The sequence below is a fragment of the Silvania sp. genome, assembly GCF_051656365.1.
In the GTDB taxonomy this organism is placed as follows: domain Bacteria; phylum Pseudomonadota; class Gammaproteobacteria; order Enterobacterales; family Enterobacteriaceae; genus Enterobacter; species Enterobacter hatchlandensis.
This window is the reverse complement of sequence record NZ_JBOGBT010000019.1, coordinates 1-17,754: the sequence shown is the minus strand read 5'-3', so window position 1 is coordinate 17,754 and position 17,754 is coordinate 1. Positions and strand designations below refer to the sequence as shown.

The 17,754-nt window shown below is 54.2% G+C and carries 20 protein-coding genes; 14 read left to right on the top strand and 6 right to left on the bottom strand.

Annotated elements, in window-relative coordinates; genetic code table 11:
• Positions 1–17: 17 nt before the first annotated feature.
• The 7 genes from ACRDD5_RS03605 to ACRDD5_RS03575 are packed head-to-tail and all read left to right on the top strand — an operon-like array spanning position 18 to position 5,129.
• Positions 18–767 carry a FadR/GntR family transcriptional regulator gene (locus ACRDD5_RS03605; protein WP_271281223.1) on the top strand — a complete coding sequence of 250 codons (750 nt, stop codon included), beginning with the start codon at positions 18–20 and terminating at the stop codon, positions 765–767.
• 11 nt (positions 768–778) lie between these two features.
• Positions 779–1,225 carry a ribose 5-phosphate isomerase B gene (rpiB, locus tag ACRDD5_RS03600; RefSeq protein ID WP_438675958.1) on the top strand — a complete coding sequence of 149 codons (447 nt, stop codon included), beginning with the start codon at positions 779–781 and terminating at the stop codon, positions 1,223–1,225.
• A 21-nt stretch (positions 1,226–1,246) separates the two neighbouring features.
• On the top strand, positions 1,247–2,155 hold the full coding sequence (locus ACRDD5_RS03595; protein ID WP_438675957.1) for an NAD(P)-dependent oxidoreductase: 909 nt from the start codon (positions 1,247–1,249) through the stop codon (positions 2,153–2,155).
• A 14-nt stretch (positions 2,156–2,169) separates the two neighbouring features.
• Positions 2,170–2,847, top strand: a complete 678-nt coding sequence (locus ACRDD5_RS03590; protein WP_271281226.1) for an amino acid ABC transporter permease — start codon at positions 2,170–2,172, stop codon at positions 2,845–2,847.
• A 12-nt stretch (positions 2,848–2,859) separates the two neighbouring features.
• Positions 2,860–3,546, top strand: coding sequence for an amino acid ABC transporter permease (locus tag ACRDD5_RS03585; protein WP_271281227.1), 687 nt, complete (start codon positions 2,860–2,862; stop codon positions 3,544–3,546).
• Positions 3,547–3,564: 18 nt separating this feature from the next.
• Positions 3,565–4,290, top strand: coding sequence for an amino acid ABC transporter ATP-binding protein (locus tag ACRDD5_RS03580; RefSeq protein ID WP_271281228.1), 726 nt, complete (start codon positions 3,565–3,567; stop codon positions 4,288–4,290).
• 41 nt (positions 4,291–4,331) lie between these two features.
• Positions 4,332–5,129 carry a transporter substrate-binding domain-containing protein gene (locus tag ACRDD5_RS03575; RefSeq protein ID WP_271281229.1) on the top strand — a complete coding sequence of 266 codons (798 nt, stop codon included), beginning with the start codon at positions 4,332–4,334 and terminating at the stop codon, positions 5,127–5,129.
• Between the two features lie 115 nt (positions 5,130–5,244).
• On the opposite strand, the gene ACRDD5_RS03570 is transcribed toward ACRDD5_RS03575, so the two are convergent.
• Complete coding sequence (locus tag ACRDD5_RS03570) at positions 5,245–6,129, bottom strand: LysR substrate-binding domain-containing protein (protein WP_438675956.1); 885 nt, start codon at positions 6,127–6,129, stop codon at positions 5,245–5,247.
• Between the two features lie 100 nt (positions 6,130–6,229).
• Between ACRDD5_RS03570 and ACRDD5_RS03565 the strand changes: the two genes are divergently transcribed.
• Positions 6,230–6,532: a carboxymuconolactone decarboxylase family protein gene (locus ACRDD5_RS03565; protein WP_438675955.1), complete on the top strand. Its 303-nt coding sequence runs from the start codon at positions 6,230–6,232 to the stop codon at positions 6,530–6,532.
• Between the two features lie 5 nt (positions 6,533–6,537).
• Positions 6,538–6,915 carry a tautomerase family protein gene (locus ACRDD5_RS03560; protein WP_438675954.1) on the top strand — a complete coding sequence of 126 codons (378 nt, stop codon included), beginning with the start codon at positions 6,538–6,540 and terminating at the stop codon, positions 6,913–6,915.
• Here the strand turns inward: ACRDD5_RS03560 and ACRDD5_RS03555 are convergent.
• The 3 genes from ACRDD5_RS03555 to ACRDD5_RS03545 form a co-directional block, all read right to left on the bottom strand.
• Positions 6,890–7,450, bottom strand: a complete 561-nt coding sequence (locus tag ACRDD5_RS03555; protein WP_438675953.1) for a GNAT family N-acetyltransferase — start codon at positions 7,448–7,450, stop codon at positions 6,890–6,892. The two genes, ACRDD5_RS03560 and ACRDD5_RS03555, sit on opposite strands and share 26 nt — an antisense overlap.
• Positions 7,451–7,517: 67 nt before the next feature.
• Positions 7,518–8,204 carry a molybdate ABC transporter substrate-binding protein gene (locus tag ACRDD5_RS03550; protein WP_438675952.1) on the bottom strand — a complete coding sequence of 229 codons (687 nt, stop codon included), beginning with the start codon at positions 8,202–8,204 and terminating at the stop codon, positions 7,518–7,520.
• Positions 8,204–9,256, bottom strand: coding sequence for an ABC transporter substrate-binding protein (locus tag ACRDD5_RS03545; protein WP_438675951.1), 1,053 nt, complete (start codon positions 9,254–9,256; stop codon positions 8,204–8,206). Before ACRDD5_RS03545 ends, ACRDD5_RS03550 begins: the two co-directional genes overlap by 1 nt.
• Before the next feature lie 350 nt (positions 9,257–9,606).
• On the opposite strand from ACRDD5_RS03545, the gene ACRDD5_RS03540 reads away from it, so the two are divergent.
• Positions 9,607–10,101 (top strand): molybdopterin-dependent oxidoreductase, encoded by a 495-nt coding sequence (locus ACRDD5_RS03540; protein ID WP_438675950.1) that lies wholly within the window; start codon positions 9,607–9,609, stop codon positions 10,099–10,101.
• Positions 10,102–10,118: 17 nt separating this feature from the next.
• Positions 10,119–12,089, top strand: a complete 1,971-nt coding sequence (locus ACRDD5_RS03535) for a putative bifunctional diguanylate cyclase/phosphodiesterase (protein ID WP_438675949.1) — start codon at positions 10,119–10,121, stop codon at positions 12,087–12,089.
• 25 nt (positions 12,090–12,114) lie between these two features.
• On the opposite strand, the gene ACRDD5_RS03530 is transcribed toward ACRDD5_RS03535, so the two are convergent.
• Both ACRDD5_RS03530 and ACRDD5_RS03525 read right to left on the bottom strand, forming a co-directional pair.
• Positions 12,115–13,338, bottom strand: a complete 1,224-nt coding sequence (locus tag ACRDD5_RS03530; RefSeq protein WP_438675948.1) for a YncE family protein — start codon at positions 13,336–13,338, stop codon at positions 12,115–12,117.
• Between the two features lie 63 nt (positions 13,339–13,401).
• On the bottom strand, positions 13,402–15,456 hold the full coding sequence (locus ACRDD5_RS03525; protein ID WP_438675947.1) for a TonB-dependent receptor: 2,055 nt from the start codon (positions 15,454–15,456) through the stop codon (positions 13,402–13,404).
• Positions 15,457–15,873: 417 nt separating this feature from the next.
• Here ACRDD5_RS03525 and ACRDD5_RS03520 point away from each other — a divergent pair, with 417 nt between their 5' ends.
• From ACRDD5_RS03520 to ACRDD5_RS03510, 3 genes are all read left to right on the top strand, one after another.
• Positions 15,874–16,368 carry a glutathione peroxidase gene (locus ACRDD5_RS03520; RefSeq protein WP_438675946.1) on the top strand — a complete coding sequence of 165 codons (495 nt, stop codon included), beginning with the start codon at positions 15,874–15,876 and terminating at the stop codon, positions 16,366–16,368.
• A gap of 43 nt (positions 16,369–16,411) precedes the next feature.
• Positions 16,412–16,777 (top strand): DUF596 domain-containing protein, encoded by a 366-nt coding sequence (locus tag ACRDD5_RS03515; protein ID WP_438675945.1) that lies wholly within the window; start codon positions 16,412–16,414, stop codon positions 16,775–16,777.
• 111 nt (positions 16,778–16,888) lie between these two features.
• On the top strand, positions 16,889–17,754 hold an 866-nt coding region (locus tag ACRDD5_RS03510), incomplete at its 3' end, for an alkene reductase (protein WP_438675944.1).

The window sequence follows — 17,754 nt, the reverse complement described above, 5'->3', positions numbered from 1 at the left end:
GACCACTGGTGAACCCGATGGATATCAAGCGTGAAGTAACGGAAAACTGTAGCGGGCATGACCGCGTTGTTAAATTTTTACGCGATCAGCTGTTAAGCGGATCGCTGAAAGCAGGTGACAGCCTGCTGCCTGAGCGCGAACTGTCGTTGAGATTAGGGGTGAGTCGCCCGGTACTGCGCGAAGCGTTAAGAGCGCTGGCGATGATCGGTGCCGTCGAGATCCGCCACGGTATCGGTACGGTGGTGACAAAACCGGATGTTTCGCTGTTCGGGGATTTCTTCACCTTCGTGCTGGCCCACCAGCCGAATGTGGTCGATGACGTGATGCAGGCCCGAATCGCCATTGAACGTCAGGCTATCCGCCTCGCCTGCCGCCGGGGAACGCAGAGTGACTACGACCGCTTAGCGGACTGCCTGCGCGACATCAGCGAAACGATCCATGCCCCGGAAGCAGGAGGACGCGCAGACTATCGCTTCCACGAAACCATCGTCAGCGCGTCAGGTTCACCCACGCTTATCAGCATTTATCAGTCGATTGGCGTGCTGATGCAGCGCTCTCACCTTGACCGCCGTGAACAAATTATTCAGGTGGAAGGGATTGAGGCATTCCTCATTGATCACCACCGCGCCATTTTTGCCGCCATCGTCGAACGAGACGAAGACAAAGCCGATGAGTTATTAAGTCGCCATTTTGAAATTGGGGCCGATTTCCGTCGTCGCGCCACCATTCGCATGTTCGACTCCCCACCCATTACTCAAACACCGTAAAGGAAAAGCAGATGCAGATAGTCATTGGCAGTGACCACGCCGGATTCCACCTGAAGCAGGAGCTGATTCAGTGGCTTCAACAAGCGGGCCACTCGATTAACGATGTGGGGAGCTACAACCCCGATCCGGTGGATTTCCCGGATATTGCGTTTGCCGTGTGCGACAAGGTGCGCCAGGGCGAAGGTCAGCGCGGGATCCTGGTATGCGGGACGGGCGTCGGCGCCGTAATCGCCGCGAATAAAATCAAAGGCATTCGCGCCGCCGTGGGTCATGACGTGCACTCCGCGCACCAGTCCGTCGAGCACGATGACGTGAATGTGTTGTGCATCGGTGCACAGATTGTGGGGCCCTGGCTGGCACGCGATCTGATTGATGCCTTCCTGCAGGCAACCTTTGTACAGGATGCTGACTTTGTGCGCCGCGTTGAGAAACTAACGCAGCTCGAGCAACGTAACTGATTAACCTCAAGGAAAATCACCATGAAGACCCCTACTTCCGGCGTTGTCGGCTTTCTTGGCCTGGGTGTGATGGGCCGCGAGATGGCACGCAATCTGGCTCAGGCCGGGTACACCGTTCGCGCGTTCGATATTGTCAGTGGTGCCGGTGAGGCGTTGCGCCAGTACGGTGTTGAGGTGGTGAACGATATCCCCTCCGCCGTCAGCGATGCCGATATCGTCATCTCCATGCTGCCGGACACGCCTCAGGTGGAAGAGATCGTGCGTGGCCCGCAGGGACTGTTATCCGTTCCGCCACGCGGAAAACTGTACGTTGACATGAGTACCATTGCCCCTGAAGCCACCCGTAACCTGAGCCAGGCGCTTGCAGCCGTTGGGGTCACCATGCTGGATGCGCCTGTCTCTGGCGGACCGATTGGCGCCAAAAATGGCACGCTGACCATCATGGTAGGCGGCGATGCGGCGGGGTTTGCACAGGCCACGCCGTATCTGCACGCCATGGGCACCACCTTAAATCATGTGGGCGGCTCCGGTGCCGGACAGACCGTGAAGCTGTGTAACCAGCTGATCTGCGGCATCAATATTCAGGCCATTTGCGAAGCACTGGCGCTGGCGCGCGCCTGGGATATCAATTTGCCACAAATGCGGGAGGTGCTGCTGGGCGGTTCCGCCGCCTCGTGGATGCTCGACAAACTGGGCCCGGCGATGATCGACGGTGACAGTTCAGCCGGTTTCCGCATTGATTTGATGATGAAAGATCTGCGTCTGGTTTTAGAGGCTGCGCAGAAACATCCCGTTCCCCTTCCGGCGACCGCCCTGGTGGCGACCCAGTACCAGAATGCGCAGGCATACGGTGAAGGTGCGAACGGTAATCAGGCACTGTTCAAAGTCTATGACCGGTTAACCGGGCAGCAGACCGCAAAAGCAATCTAACCGGGGCAAACGTCATGATGCTCGATTTCACAGCAATACTTTCACAATGGCAGCTGATGCTGGACGGTGCGGCATTAACCGCCAAACTGGCCTTAGTGACGACGGTGACGGGTTTTCTGATCGGCACGCTGTGTGCCGTGGCCCGCCGCTCTCAATCCAACGTGTTTTCGAGGATCGCGGCAATCTATGTTGAATCCATCCGCAATACGCCGTTCCTGGTGCAGATCTTCCTGGTCTACTTCGGCCTCTCCAGTATGGGGTTCTCATTTACTGCCTTCACCGTCTCGGTGATTGCCCTGACGATCAACGTGGGTGCCTATACCGCAGAAATCATGCGTGCGGGATTTGAATCGGTGCATAAAGGCCAATGGGAAGCCGCAGAAACGCTGGGGTTAACCAAATGGCAGCAATACTGGCACGTTGCCTTACGCCCGGCCATCGAGCGTGTTTATCCGGCGCTGACCAGCCAGTTTATTTTATTGATGCTGGCCTCCTCGGTGACCTCGCAAATATCGACGGAAGAGCTGACCGCAACCGCGAACTTTATTCAGTCAGAAACCTACCGTCCTTTTGAAACGTTCGTCATTGTGGCGGGCATTTATATCGCGCTGTCGCTGTTAATGCGGCTGATATTCTGGCTGTTTGGGCTGGCTATTTTCCCTCGCCGTCGTCGGCTTGGCACAATGATTTAGGGAGTGATGACGATGAATATTTCTCTCAATTTCGCACATATTCAGTTTTTGCTTGAAGGCACGTTCTGGACCCTGATCCTGTCCCTGATGGCCTTCGGCGGCGGTGGATTAATGGGCTTTCTGATTGCGCTTGGCCGCATCGCGCCGGTACGTGCGCTACGTGTTGTCATTGCCGCCTGGGTACAGTTAATTCAGGGCACGCCGCTGCTGATTATCATGTTTATGGTCTATTTCGGCTTGCCGCAGCTGGGCCTGTCTATCTCGCCGCTACTGGCCGCCGGGGTATCGCTGACGATTTATGCCAGCGCCTATCTGGGCGAGATATGGCGAGGGTGCATTCAGGCGGTGCCCCGCGCCCAGTGGGAGGCGGCTGAATGCCTGGCCCTCTCCGGCGTGCAGCGGATGTTTAAAGTCATCCTGCCGCAGGCCATCAAGCTGGCGACACCGCCAACGGTCGGGTTTTCGGTACAAATCATCAAAAACACGTCACTGGCGTCTGTGGTGGGGTTTGTCGAGCTGGCGCGCGCCGGGCAGTTGATCAACAACTCTATTTTCGAGCCCTTTATCATCTATCTCATTGTTGCCACATTGTATTTTTGTCTGTGTTTCCCGGTCTCGGTGTTAAGTCGTCGGCTTGAACGGGGTGCCCCCGAGAAAAAAATCAAGCCGGTACCCACCGTGAGCCCACGAATCAATTAAGTGCTGAAGGTTAATACTATGTCCATCATTACATTGAGAAATGTGCAAAAAAGCTTTGGCCACAATCCGGTGCTGAAAGACGTCTCTTTTTCAGTGAATCAGGGACAGGTGGTGGCGCTGATTGGCGCCAGTGGCTCAGGTAAAAGTACGGCGTTACGCTGTATCGACCGGCTGGAAACCATCAATGGCGGCAGCATTGAGGTCTGTGGCCATAAAGTTGAAGATCCCCACGTTAATCTGCGCAAGCTGCGCCAGGACGTCGGGATTGTCTTCCAGAGCTACAACCTGTTTCCCCATCTGACAATTGAACAAAACATCACCTTAGGCCCGGTCTCGGTCAAGAAAATGGCGAAAGCAGAGGCCAGAAGGCTTGCACTGTCGGTGCTGGAACAGGTGGGCCTGGCCGATAAGGCCGACAGCTACCCGGAACAACTCTCTGGCGGACAGCAGCAGCGCGCGGCCATTGCCCGCTCGCTGGCGATGAAGCCCAAAGTGATGCTGTTTGATGAAGTGACATCGGCATTAGATCCCAAACTCACCGGCGAAGTTCTGCGCGTCATTGAGCGCCTGGCGGGAAGTGGCATGACCATGATTATGGTGACCCACGAAATGAACTTTGCCCGCCGGGTCGCCGATAAAATCATCTTTATGCATCAGGGAACCGTCCACGAAAGCGGTACGGTCGAGATCCTCAAAACGCCGGGTACGGCGGCCTTACAGGAATTTATATCTAACGATTTGTGAGTCATTCAACCTGCGAAATATCCCTACCAAGGAGAATAATAATGAGACCTGCAAAAAAAATCATACTGCTCGCATCGCTGCTGTCGGCCATCGTCACCCTCCCCGTCTCGGCTAATGCCCTGGAGGAGATTCAAAAACGGGGTGAAATACGTGTTGCTACCGATATGTCCATTCCGCCTTCAGGGATGCTGGATGCATCAATGAAACCGGTAGGTTCCGATGTGGAAACGGCCCAGCTGTTAGCCAAAGACTGGGGGCTGAAACTGAAATTCATCGAAACCACCGGCCCGACCCGTATCCCGAATTTACAGACCGGCAAGGCCGATATCGTGATATCCACCCTCTCTGTCACGCCGCAGCGCGCGCAGGTGATTGATTTTAGCCGCGCCTACGCGGGCTTACGCTCGGTAATCGGCGCACCGGCAGCCACCAAAATTAGCGACTGGGCCGATCTCAAAGGACGTGCCATTACCGTCACCCGCGGAACAACGCAAGATTCGATGTTGACCAAAGATGCAATGAAAAATGGCGTCACTATTCAACGCTACGACGACGATGCCACGCTGGTGACGGCGGCAGTGAGTGGTCAGGCTTACGCGGTCGCCACCTCCGCCACGCTGGTTAATCAGATTAAGAAGCAAAATCCCGATCTGGCATTCGAACCCAAAATGACGCTGACCGTGTTTGATTTAGCGATTGGGTTGAAAAAGAATGAGCCGGAACTAAAAGAAAAACTCGACCAGTGGATTGCCGCTAATCTCCAAAACGGCAAACTGAATGCCATCTACGAGAAGTATCACGGCGAGCCCATTCCGGCCGAGATCATTAACAGGCCTTAATTTAACTGAGGCTAGTGTTCTTAAAGCGTAACGTCAGTGCGTCCTGATAGTATATCCCGGAACAGGGTGATATCTGGACGCACGTTTTGGTTAAGGAATCATGCCACCCTGACGCTTATTTCACCCTAAGCAGCGCCGCCTCCATTATTTGCCCCAGCATTGTCTGCGCCCGCTGTTGCGCGTCGTTCCCGTGCTTCTGCTCCAGGGTAATCCCCAGGCTTCCCGCCGCAGGCAGGCTGTTCCCCACCACGCGTAAATGACCCGGCATGCCGATACGCGTTCGCAACGTGATGCCGAGCCCGGCCTGCACCGCCGCCCAGATCCCGCTCAGGCTGTGGCTGACGAACACCACCCGCCAGGCGATACCCGCGCGGTTTAAGCAGTCGATGGCATGCGAACGCATCAGGCACGGGGTGTCGAACATCACCAGCGGCAAGGGCTCGCCCTGAGCCAGCAGCGCGTGGATGTTCATATCCGGGGGCTGGATCCACTCAAGCGGACGCTGGCCGATCAGCCTGCCGGTACGCTGGGTATTCTCGGTCTGCCACAGCAGCACCATATCGAGGGCGTTTTCATCAAACGCAGTGAGCAGCGGCTGATTACGATCCACGCGGGCAATGATCCGCATCCCGGGGTGATGGCGTTTGAATTCGCCCAGAATGCCCGGCATCAGCGACTCACCAAAATCCTCCTGCATACCGATGCGGATCTCCTCGAGTAACAGCTCGCCTTTGAGCGCGCGCTGCACCTCATCATTCATCGCCAGCATCCGGCGAGCATATCCCATGACGATCTCGCCGTTACGGGTTAACGCCAGGTGGCGGCCCTGCTTCACCACCAGCTCTGTTGCGCATTGTTGCTCCAGCTTTTTCAGCTGGGCGCTGACCGCCGAGGTGGAACGACACAGCCGGCTGGCGGCCAGGGCAAAGCTGCCGCATTCGATGCCGGTCACAAAACTGCGCAAGGCATCGAGGTCGAGCGTGGGGGGGAGTTTAATCATGATCGTCCTGAAATGCGGGATGGTAGGCCGCAGATAATTTGATTTTCAGGATCAACATATGCCGCCAGAATCGTTTTACTGTCAATACGGAGAGAACACCATGACGCAATCGCTCGATCTTGAATCCCTGATCCGCATCGCCCCTAAGCTGGCCGAACTGAGTCAGGAGGTGCTTTTTAACGATATCTGGAAACGTGACGCGCTCTCCCCACGCGATCGCAGCCTGGTTACGCTGGGCGCGCTGACGGCGCTGGGACGGGCGCAGCAGCTCCCCTGGCATATCGACTTCGCGCAGCGAAATGGCCTGACGCAGACTGAGATAACCGAAGCTTTTACCCATCTGGCGTTCTACGCAGGCTGGCCTGCAGCGGTGTCGGCTCTGGCTTGTCTGGACAAGGAGTAACGCCGATGCCCTTCACCCGTATCATCCTGCGTCAGGGATACAGCGACGCGCAAATAACGCAGATTTCCGACATTCTGCAACAGAGTTTAGAGGCGGAATTCGCCGTCCCAGCGGGCGATCGCTTTCAGATTTTCGAGCCCCTTCCTGCGGGTCAGCGCGTGTTCGATCGTCACTATCAAAGCGGCGGGCGCAGCGACAATTTTATTCAGTTTCATATTCTGGCGGGCAAGCCGCGCTCGCATGAGCAGAAGCAAAACCTCTGCGGCGCGCTGTGCGAACGGCTGCATGCGACCCTGGATATTCACCCGGATGATGTCATGGTGATGATCCAGTTTAATACCGCCGATGACTGGAGCTTCAGCGGCGGGCGGATGCTCCGTTAAGCTGCCGCCATTCGTCGCGGGTGATTTCCCACAACTCTGTGTCGAGGACGCCAGCGACGTATTCCCCCTTTTCTACGCGCAGCAAACGCATCCCGCTGCGCTCAGAAAGGTTTCTGGAACGGCTATTGATAGCGGCTTTTGGGGCGCGTAGCACCTCGCGATCCAGTTCGGTAAACCAGAAGTTCGTCACCGCATGGCAGGCCTCCGTCATATACCCCTGGCCTTGCCATTCGGGTACCAGCCAGAAACCGCGATTATTGTCGGGGATATCCATCAGGCAAATAACGCCGATCACCTCCTCCGGCGCCTCCTTCCGCCTCAGCGTCCAGTACCAGCCTTTACCTTCTTTGCTGGCGGCCAGGGCAATGATATCGACGTAGTGCTGCGCCGCATTGTCCGGATAAGGCCAGGGAACACTGGCGATCAGGTAGCGCACAATTTCCCAGCGCGGAAAGGTGCGCTGGATGTGTACTGCATCGTCAGAGGAAAGCGGTTTAAGCAGTAGCCGTTCGGTTTCAAGCGCGGGGGTCACCATGTCTGAACTCTCCTTTTTAAGCAGATAATCACTATACCCACGTTCACCGTCGGGCAAAAGAGGTCGTTCAGGCGACGTCAAACCCCGCTTCACGCAGTATTTTTTGCGCCTCTTGCGACTGTAAAAAGGCGGCCAGATGGTGCGCCCGGACCGTTATTTGCGCGGCGGCATACTGCGCCCGCGGGTTAAAGGGTTCCGGGATATCGATGACCGTTAATCCCGCAATCTGGCGGAGCTTTTCTGCGTAGCTGGCATACCCGATAAACATCTCCGCCTGCCCACTGCGAATGATCCACTCTGCCGCCAGTGTGTTTGCTGGCACCGGGGCCGAGCGCTGCCCACCGACCAGCGCGAGCGCGCGTTCCCGTACGGCATCGCCTGCCTGTCCCATACGGGCGAACAACTCCTGCGCATAGTCGCCCGAAGGATCGCATCCCGCCGTGGACGTCGCGAGGCGCAAATCAGTACGGGTGAGCAACGCGCGCCAGTCGTCGTTACCGTGCAGCCTGTCGCTGCAGACGGTGATGCACAGTTTATTGCTGGCAAAAGGTACCACGGCCAGCGCCCGACCGGCCATCAGCAGCGCCTGCGGATGGGCCAGATTAGCTGACGCAAACAGGTCGCAGGATTCACCGGCTTCAATACGCTCATGCAAGATCCCCGCCGGGCCAAACTGTGTTTCAACCGGTTCGGGGAAATGCACCATAAGCTGCGGCCATACTCCCCGCAGGCTGCCCGCGGCCAGCACGCGCATCAGTTGTTGCCCTGATAGTTTGTGCGATAGAACCGCTGATACCAGTCGTTCGCGACTTTCTGCATATCCACATCCTGGAATTTTGCGGGATAGAGTTTTTTCGCCATCCACAATTCACCGATGCCCATCGCTTCCGGCATCGGGTAGCCCCAGGCTTTGGCGTAGTCCGGCATCAGGTAGACACGCTGGTTTTTCAGCGCATCAATCACCTGCCATTGGGGAGAGTGTTTGATTTCATCGACCACAGAGGGATAACGATCCTGGACGAAGATCACCTGCGGGTTCCAGGCAATCACTTGCTCCATGGACACCGTTTTGAAGCCTTTAACAGTGGCGGCAGCCACATTGAGTGCGCCAGCATGCGCCATCATCAGGCCGGTGTATTTTCCTGAACCGTAGGTGGTGAGCTCCGGGTTCGCCATATAGGCGCGAATACGGTTTTCGGCGGGAATGTCTTTCAGGCGATCGCGGACCATTTTGCGCCCGGCAAAGGTCGCATCGTTCAGGGCTTTCGCTTCTTTTGGTTTATTAATGATGTCGCCAATCAGCGTTATGCCTTCGCGCAGCCCCTGGTCGTAGGCCTGTTCCTCATCCGCCAACGTTGGGTTCATTTTCGCGTTCTCACCTGCGGGATCATGGCGCAGCGAGATAGCCACAACCGGGATCCCCAGACTGCTGATGCTGTCGATCATCTCCTGCGGCGCATAATTTGTGACAAAAACCACCTGCGGATGCAGGGCGACCAGTTTTTCCGCATCGACGTGGGTCAGATCGCCGAGCATCGCTTTCTGATTCAGCTCTGGTGCCAGCCGGGCGTAGCCCTCGCCAAGCTGTTGCTTCCAGTTCGCCAGAATACCGACAATTTTGTCGCTGGCGTTCATTTGCACCAGCAAGTTCAGGGTCTGATGCTGCAGCACCACAACCCGATTCACGTCATCAGGGATCGTCACCTGGCGACCAATTTGGTCGGTTATCTGACGCGATGCTTCTGCGGACAACGGTATAACAACCAGTAAACTCAACAACGCGCCTTGCCAAAATTTTTGTTTCATAGGTCCTCACTTTTCGTTATGCAAATAATTATATAACGAAAAGTTCAGCCGCGTCTCGACCTTCTGGAAACCCACAATGTACGCAGACGTAACGTCTATATAGATGCATGCTTGAGTACACTGACTTACAGGAAGCTTAATTTTTATACAGGCACAATATAATTCAGCATTACTCACATAACTGTACAGCGTCACTTAATCATCATTAAAAAACAGCAAGAGGTTAACGCACTGATTTTAAATGATTTAAATAAGAATTAACTGATTGCGTCAATAATAACCAGTCAGTATATAAATAGCATAATAACTAAATTATAATTGTGTTAAATCGGTAGCAAGTTGAGGTTAAAATGCGGTTAATTGTTATGCTGTTAAGCTTACTGGTCTCTACCCATGTCTGGGCGGGTGAACTTTCCAAACCTGCCGGTAAAGTCCTTTTAACGCTGTCCGGTAAGATAGAAAATACAAATGAAGACGGGAAAGCTGTTTTCGATATCGCCAGCCTTGAGAAACTGGGCACGGTAACTTTCCAGACCACCTCACCCTGGTATAATGGGCGCACTACCTTTACGGGTATACCCATGCAAAAGCTTATGGAGTATGTCGGGGCAAAAGGTTCTGTCCTTAAGGTGACTGCGCTCAATGACTATACCACCGATATCCCTCTCGATGATTTCAAGAAATACAATGCTATCCTTGCGTTGAAAGTCAACGGCGAATATATGCGTATTCGTGATAAAGGTCCGCTATTCATTGTGTATCCCTACGATAGCCTGCCTGAACTGAATAATAAGATCTATTATTCAAGATCAGCATGGCAAGTCAGCAAAATGAATATTGAGTAGGCGTTCAGAGGAGCATCATGAACAGGATACTGGCGGGCATCATATTTTCCCTTTTTATAGCTACCGGCTATATCTCTTTCCTCGTGCATGAAAGGCAACAAGAGTTACAGAAACTGACTCACTACACCGACTCCTGGTCTGCTGCACAACTGGTATCTGAATATTATCGGCTGGAATCATGGCTGGGTCTTTACACGATTGAAAACACGATGAAGATCGATGATGTGCGCCTGCGCCTCGACATTATGCTCAGCCAGAATGATTTAATGAAAGAAGGCGATCTGGGACATTATATAAAAAATAATGAAGCGCATCATGAACTTGCTATGCAACTTGAAAAGACGCTTAACTATCTGGATGTTCACCTTGAGAAAATGAACCGTTCAGAACTCCAGGCCTACCTGAAAATAATGCATACGCTTGATGCGCCACTCAGTCGTCTTTCATCCGTTGCATTAAGCAAGGATGTTAACTCAATTAATAACGCCAACCTCAAAATCCAAACTCTGTACTATATTTATTCAGCAATGTCCGTACTGCTGATCATCCTGAGTGCGATACTGGGCGTGCTGATATTCTATCAGAACAGAAATATTCTGCAGGCGCATCTTCAGGTTAAGAATCTGGCTGAAGCGCTGCAGAAATCGAAAGAACAACTGCAAATCCAGAATACAAAACTGGAATATGACGTCTATCATGATTCTCTTACCGAGATGAATAACCGCCAGTTTTTCTGGGAAAATTTATATAAAACCATCGAGGCCGCAGAAAAAAACAACCGTTCTGTGGCTGTGATGTTGTTTGATTTAGATCGATTCAAGGAGGTAAATGATACGTACGGTCATGATGTCGGTGACATGTTATTACGCCAGATATCCAATCGCCTGACGTCGCTGAGCCTGAGTTCAGATACACTTTATCGCTTAGGGGGGGATGAGTTTGCCTTTCTCTCGAGTGGTCTGACAGAGAGTCGTGCTGTTTCGCAAGCCCAAAAAATATGTACTGCCCTCAACCAGCCCTACACTATTTATAACACGATTATCAACATCACCACCTGCGTTGGCATTGTTATCTCTGAGACTGAACGCCGCTCCGATTATCTGTATAAATTTGCCGATCTGGCGCTTTATGAAGCCAAAAATGAAGGCGCTGGTAAGATAAAAGTGTTCCGGCAATGGATGTTAGATAAGCTGCAGGAAAGCAGAACCCTTGAGCATGATATGGCCGTGGCATTAGTGAATAAAGAATTCGTGGTTTATTACCAGCCCATTGTCGATTCATTCAGCCGGGAAATTTACAGCTATGAAGCCCTTATTCGTTGGATTCACCCTCTGAAAGGCCTCCTGTCGCCGGATAGTTTTATTCCGGTTGCTGAAAAAACAGGAATGATTAATGAGATGGGCAAATCGGTGCTTGAAATGGCCTGCCGGGAAGCGGCTTGCTGGGCGGTTCCGGCTAAAATTTCAGTCAATGTCTCCCCTGTTCAGCTAAGCAGCAAAGCCTTTGCCGGAATAGTGCTGTCCATTCTGAAAGAAACAGGCCTTCCGGCAGACCGTCTTGAACTGGAAGTGACGGAGTCTTCCCTCTTTACCGAGAGCAATACGCCGATAAATACCCTTAACAAGCTCAGAGAGTGGGGCGTGAAGATCTCCATCGATGATTTTGGTACGGGATACTCTTCGCTTTCGCGGATGAGTAAGATTGCCTTCGATAAAATTAAAATCGACAAGTCCTTTGTGAGTTCGATATCGACCCAGGAAGACACCCTTAACATTATTAAACTCATCACTGGCATGGCGAAGTCCCTTAATATGAAGGCGGTTGCAGAAGGTGTTGAAACGCAGGAACAACTGGAAAGTCTTCAGGCACTGGGCTGCGATCTCGCACAAGGATATTTGTTTGGTAAGCCCCAGCCTTATATCGACAGAAAAATCAGATACGGTGAAATCACGAGCATTGCCCATGCCAGTGGATTCAGGCAAGGCTAAGCCGCCTCCCGGCGGCTTAGCACGGCTATTGCGCAATACGTACCACACTCTCAGGTTTGCCTGCCTGAGTGGCTTCACCGTCATTTTTTACCGTTACAAACAGCGCGTGGTCGCGCGTATCCAGCGTCAGGCTATTCGGATGCGGAGGCAACGTCAGGGTCTGGAGACGTTTTAGCGTGGTGGCATCAAAGACCGCCAGCGTACCTGTACCCTGCTCAACGCGAACCCCGTTGCGGTTGGTGACATACACCCGTCCGGCGCGCTCATCCAGCAACACACCGATAGGCACCTCGTCCGTGGGCTCGCTCGCCAGCAGCTTGCCGCTGTCGGCATCCAGCGCAAACAGGCGATGACCACTGCTGCGGCGAGTGTAGGTCTGCTGCAGGAAATGGTTGCGATACTTGTCGCGGTCGATCCCCTGATCGACCCCCAGCACCCGGTTGCGGGTTGGATCGTAGACCAGGTTCAGCAGCTGGTCGGCCTGGATCTCGGTGGTGCTTGTCAGTTCCAGGGTATCGGCATTCACCGTCATCAGTTGACCCTGCATGTTCGAGACAAACACCCGGCGGCCTTGTTCATCAAGCGCAATTCCCACCGCATAAAAGCCAAAGCCCGGCAGCATTTTTTCGAGCTTACCGGTACGCGTATCCACGACAAACAGCACGCTATCAACCCCATAACCCAGCCCCGGCAGGAACAGTCGGCCTGTACGGGCGTCGTACTTCGCCTCGCGCACTTTATACAGATAGTCATCGGTGATTTTAAAGCGCTGCAGCTCGCTTAACAGGAACTTCAGGTTTTCGCCGGTCAGGCCGTGTTTGAGGTACGCCTGCTGCAGATTAACCTTCTTCTGAAGCAGGATCGCATCCAGGCTGCGGTTGGTCTGGGTATCTACCACGCCAACGGCACCGTTAAAACCCTCGGTCAGATACAGGCGATGGTTCTGGTCATCCAGCGCCACGCCGAATCCTTTTACCGCGAGGGGGATTTCAGCCTGCACCTCAAGGGTGTTCGGATCGAGGCGCAACACCCGGGAGCGGGCTTCTTCTTTCCAGTCTGGTGCGCTGACGAACACCGCATGTTGGCTGGGACTATACGCCAGCTCAACCAGGGCAGGCGCCAGGCTTTTGCGCGTAATATCATCGGCCTGAATCAGGGCGTCCGCCGCCTGCGCCGGGGCGGCGAAGGTCAGGGTTGTTGCCACCAGCAGTGAGGTCAGGGTGCGCGTCGGGAACGGAGTAACAGACATCAGGATCTCCATGTCGCAAGGACAGTCAGGGGAAATAACGGGGGAAAGCCCCCGTCGCGGTTATCAGAACCAGATTTCCAGCGAGGCACCGACGAGGCGTGAACGCTGTTCGGTCGCGCTGTAGATATCGTTGCCGCTGATCATCACTTTACGATCGGCATCAAACAGGTTTTGTGCGAAGACGGTGGCGCGGCCATACATGAAGGTGTACGCCAGCTGGGCATTGGCGGACCAGTACGAGCCGATACGTCCGCGCGAATCGTTATCGTAGGCGGAGTAGTAGGAGTCCGAGAAGGCGACATTGCCGCTCAGCTCCCAACCTTGCCCCAGACGCCAGTTTGCGCCCGCGTTAGCCGTATAGGCTGGCGCGCGTGCCAGGTCGTGGCCTTCAACGCCGCTGCCCGGGAAGTCGGAAATACGGGTTTTCAGCAAGCCGACATTACCGAACAGTTCGACATCCCATAGCGGCGTCCAGGTTGCCCCAAACTCAGCGCCCCAGGTTTCTACTTTGTCGGCATTGCGGATGACCGTCGAATTAGCCGCCAGGTAGTAAGGTAACTGCATGTCTTTGTAGTCGTTGTAGAAAAGATTCCCCGTCAGCACCAGGTTCGCATCATCCAGCTTGTGGCGGGTATAAAGCTCATAGTTCCAGACATACTCCGGGTCATAGGTATAGCTGGTAATAGGCGCGTTCAGGGTAATGCCTGCGCCACCGGCATTATAGCCACGGGCGATACGGGCACCCCAGGTCTGGTTTGGATCGGGTTTCCAGGTGACGTCGAGTTTCGGCAGGAAAACGTTATAGGTTTCGTCGAGATCCACGCGCACGGTTCTGCTGCCGCCAATGCGCTTGCGGTGCTCGCTTTCTACGCGGCTGGAGCCGGTGATATCCACCTGCGGTGTCACGGCGTAGGTCAATTCTCCATAGGCGGAGCTGGTGCGGGTATCGTCGGTAAAGGTCGAGCCGCCGAAGATATAGACCGACTCATCCTGAGAGGCATCAAAATAGCGCAGCCCCGCCAGGCCCCGGAAGGTGCTGTCCGCCGTACCGAAATGCGCCACGGGCTCCACGTGCACTTCACGCCCGTCGATTTTGGCCCACGGCAGACCGGTCGCCACATAACGGTTGATGTGATACCCGGTATAGATAAGCTTGTTCTCAAGCGTCAGGGCGTCGTCGGCCTGCCAGGAGAGATCCCAGATCCCGCTGTTGACGTTGCTTTTGAACACCGCCCGCCGCCAGTCGTATCGCGGATTGGTCGGGTGCGGCATCGGGTTTTGGCTTTCGTTCTGCGGCGAGCCGCTGTCGGCGTGGTTGAACGTCAGTTTGGTGGTCAGATCCTGCAACCCCGCAGGATTAAACAACAGTTTGGCCCGGGCGTTGGTGGTCTGGACTTCGCGCGGATCGCCGACCGGATCGTAGACAGGCAGGTCGATATCACTGCGACGACGCTGGCGATCCACGCTGACACGAAACGCCAGCTGATCCTCCACCAGCGGGCCGGTGGCCATCATCGCCAGCTCGGAAGCGTGCTGATTCCCTGCCCCGCCTTTGAATGCGCTTTCCCATTCAAAGCTCGGATCTTTGGAGGTCATCACAATCGCACCGGCAATCGCGTTACGTCCCTGAATGTAACTTTGCGGCCCGCGGAACATCTCCACGCGCTCCATATCCCACAGCGTTTGCGGCCCATAAGCCTGCTCGTTATAGGTCAGTGAACGACCATCCAGAGAGAGGCTGAGACGAGGTCGGGTACCGCTCAGAAACGCCCCTGCACCGGTGCTGGGCCCGGAGCCGTCAACCCCGCGCACGGTGGGCAGATCGTTACCGATGCCAATATCGACGGTGTTGGCGGTCAGGCGCATCAGGTCCGTCACCGTTTCTGCCCCTGGCAGGCTATCGATACGGCGGCTGTCGAAGACTTCGACACTCGACCCGGTATCGAGAATCGAACGCGCGGTTTTTTCACCGGTCACGATCAAGGTCTCTTGATCCTGATAACTCTCTTCACTCGCTTCGGCCGCGCAGGCGCTGCCAGGAAGAGCCGAGAAAAGACCCAAAAGAAGAGGCGTGACCCCTCCGGCAAAATTAGAACGTACTTTTTTCAACGTGACCATAATGTGTCTGAGCCGCAGCGGACTCTCTCCCTTGTCCAGAAAAAAACATTCCTGTTGGTAATAAGAATGTCGTGAAACGACAATGTCCTGCGACCAGCACGCCCGACCCTGTGGCTTATTTCAGGCAAAAGCAGCCCTTGCCCCTCTATGTGGGAGCGATGAGTAATGTTGACGGGCGTAAAATTATGTTACAAACGATAAATGCTTACATTTGTTAATGCAAATCATTCTCAACCACCATTATTAGCAGTTTCTTCGATAGTGTTCTGCAGATATATAGCGAGCTTTATGCTGCGTGAGTGGCTAAGGTATTAATCGCGCGAACAAACAGCAGAGGAACGATGCCGAGTGCCCCAGCAACAACGTCCTGCGTGGCAGTATCGACATCGAAAGATGTTCTACTTTAAGGATTCCGATATGACCCCCTTTCATCAACTTACTGCCACCAGCCTGCGTGGCGAGCTTATCCCGATGGCCGACTACGCGGGCAAGCTGGTGCTGGTTGTGAATACCGCCAGTCATTGTGGCTTTACGCCACAATATGCAGGCCTTGAAGCGCTCTACAAGAAGTACTCTGCCCAGGGGCTGGTGGTACTGGGTTTCCCCTGCAACCAGTTCGGTAAGCAGGAGCCCGGCAGCGCCGACGACATCGCGCAGACCTGTCATATCAACTACGGGGTGAGCTTCCCGATGTTCGAGAAAGTGGAGGTCAACGGCGCCGGCGCGCACCCGGTATTTCGGTACCTGAAAGACGAATTGCCCGGCGTGCTGGGTGGGCGGATCAAGTGGAACTTCACTAAATTCCTGATCGGACGCGACGGTAAACCGCTCAAGCGTTTTGCCCCCTTTACCACGCCGGAGAAAATGGAAGCCGCCATCCTGGCTGCACTTAAAAGCGACCTGGCTCCATAATTCGAACAGCTGCTGAAAGATCGCTAAGGATTAATGTTAAACCATGGAAAATACCCAGCAATTATATGCCTCGGTGATAGAGAGTGCTTATGGCCTGTCAATGGGGGCCTTATGGCAGCATTTGAGCATCGACTGCGCGGATGTTACTGAGGATTACCTGTTCAGAAAGAAAGTGTTTTTTGAATTTCTGACGCGTTTATTAAAAGAGAAAAAAATTAAACTCGCTGCAAACAGCGTGTATTTGACCGGGACCATCTCGGAGCAGTTAACCCTATTAAAAAATGCCTGGCCGCCCTACCCCTCTGATGATGAGGATGACGACCTGGACGAGTCTGGAATGTGGTTTTTGGTTAAGGCACCCGCGGGCCTGGTATGGTTAACACCTGATGGCAAAGAGGTCTGGACGTAGCCGGGTATCCGGGTCTCTTGTAGAAATTATGGCAACTCTGATCGGAACAGGTAGCTGTTCTCTTATAGCCTCACGGGAACCATTATATTTCTTTTCGTAAAGGAGATAAAAATGGACACCTTATTCACACCCTTTAAAGTGGGTGACGCAGAATTGGTTAACCGCGTTGTCATGGCGCCGATGACGCGCTCACGCGCCACGGCGGGTGATACTGCCGATGAGCTGACGGCAAAATACTATCAGCAGCGTGCATCAGCAGGATTGATTATTACGGAAGGATCGCAAATATCCGTTCAGGGACAGGGTTATCTTTTTACGCCCGGTATCTATAACGATGCACAGGTGAAGGGATGGCAACGGGTGACTCAATCGGTCCACGAAGCCGGCGGCAAAATTTATATCCAGCTCTGGCATGTTGGCCGAATTTCTCACCACAGTTTGCAGCACGACGGGCAGGCTCCGGTCAGTTCAGTGGCCGTAAAAGCGAATAACTCGACCTGCTACGCTCGCAATGAACACGGCCAGCCGGGCCCGGTTCCTGTGTCTGAACCTCGCGCCCTGGCAGTCGTTGAAATTAACGCAATCGTACAGGATTACGTGCAGGCCGCTAAAAATGCCGTGCGTGCAGGTTTTGATGGTGTTGAGATCCACGCCGCAAATGGCTATCTCCTCGAGCAGTTTATTAACGGCGGACTGAATACCCGCCAGGATGAATACGGTGGTGCAGATCCTGAGAATCGCCTCCGCTTTGTGCTGGAAGTGACGGATGCTATTTCCGAGGCCATTGGGGCCGGAAAAACGGGGATCCGCCTGGCCCCCTTTGGACGTCTGTTTGATATGCACGCCTTTGACGGCGAAGAAGAGACCTGGTTACGGCTGGCAGAGAAGCTCAGCGAACGATCGCTCTCGTATGTGCATTTGAGCGATCAGCAAACGTTGGGTGAACAGGCTATTCCTGCCGGATTTATTGATAAATT

What these genes read in the sequence shown, in the direction of transcription:
- ACRDD5_RS03605 (WP_271281223.1), top strand. Translation starts at nt 18, where the DNA reads ATGGATATCAAGCGTGAAGTAACGGAAAACTGTAGCGGGCATGACCGC.
- rpiB (WP_438675958.1), top strand. Translation starts at nt 779, where the DNA reads ATGCAGATAGTCATTGGCAGTGACCACGCCGGATTCCACCTGAAGCAG.
- ACRDD5_RS03595 (WP_438675957.1), top strand. Translation starts at nt 1,247, where the DNA reads ATGAAGACCCCTACTTCCGGCGTTGTCGGCTTTCTTGGCCTGGGTGTG.
- ACRDD5_RS03590 (WP_271281226.1), top strand. Translation starts at nt 2,170, where the DNA reads ATGATGCTCGATTTCACAGCAATACTTTCACAATGGCAGCTGATGCTG.
- ACRDD5_RS03585 (WP_271281227.1), top strand. Translation starts at nt 2,860, where the DNA reads ATGAATATTTCTCTCAATTTCGCACATATTCAGTTTTTGCTTGAAGGC.
- ACRDD5_RS03580 (WP_271281228.1), top strand. Translation starts at nt 3,565, where the DNA reads ATGTCCATCATTACATTGAGAAATGTGCAAAAAAGCTTTGGCCACAAT.
- ACRDD5_RS03575 (WP_271281229.1), top strand. Translation starts at nt 4,332, where the DNA reads ATGAGACCTGCAAAAAAAATCATACTGCTCGCATCGCTGCTGTCGGCC.
- ACRDD5_RS03570 (WP_438675956.1), bottom strand. Translation starts at nt 6,129, where the DNA reads ATGATTAAACTCCCCCCCACGCTCGACCTCGATGCCTTGCGCAGTTTT.
- ACRDD5_RS03565 (WP_438675955.1), top strand. Translation starts at nt 6,230, where the DNA reads ATGACGCAATCGCTCGATCTTGAATCCCTGATCCGCATCGCCCCTAAG.
- ACRDD5_RS03560 (WP_438675954.1), top strand. Translation starts at nt 6,538, where the DNA reads ATGCCCTTCACCCGTATCATCCTGCGTCAGGGATACAGCGACGCGCAA.
- ACRDD5_RS03555 (WP_438675953.1), bottom strand. Translation starts at nt 7,450, where the DNA reads ATGGTGACCCCCGCGCTTGAAACCGAACGGCTACTGCTTAAACCGCTT.
- ACRDD5_RS03550 (WP_438675952.1), bottom strand. Translation starts at nt 8,204, where the DNA reads ATGCGCGTGCTGGCCGCGGGCAGCCTGCGGGGAGTATGGCCGCAGCTT.
- ACRDD5_RS03545 (WP_438675951.1), bottom strand. Translation starts at nt 9,256, where the DNA reads ATGAAACAAAAATTTTGGCAAGGCGCGTTGTTGAGTTTACTGGTTGTT.
- ACRDD5_RS03540 (WP_438675950.1), top strand. Translation starts at nt 9,607, where the DNA reads ATGCGGTTAATTGTTATGCTGTTAAGCTTACTGGTCTCTACCCATGTC.
- ACRDD5_RS03535 (WP_438675949.1), top strand. Translation starts at nt 10,119, where the DNA reads ATGAACAGGATACTGGCGGGCATCATATTTTCCCTTTTTATAGCTACC.
- ACRDD5_RS03530 (WP_438675948.1), bottom strand. Translation starts at nt 13,338, where the DNA reads ATGTCTGTTACTCCGTTCCCGACGCGCACCCTGACCTCACTGCTGGTG.
- ACRDD5_RS03525 (WP_438675947.1), bottom strand. Translation starts at nt 15,456, where the DNA reads ATGGTCACGTTGAAAAAAGTACGTTCTAATTTTGCCGGAGGGGTCACG.
- ACRDD5_RS03520 (WP_438675946.1), top strand. Translation starts at nt 15,874, where the DNA reads ATGACCCCCTTTCATCAACTTACTGCCACCAGCCTGCGTGGCGAGCTT.
- ACRDD5_RS03515 (WP_438675945.1), top strand. Translation starts at nt 16,412, where the DNA reads ATGGAAAATACCCAGCAATTATATGCCTCGGTGATAGAGAGTGCTTAT.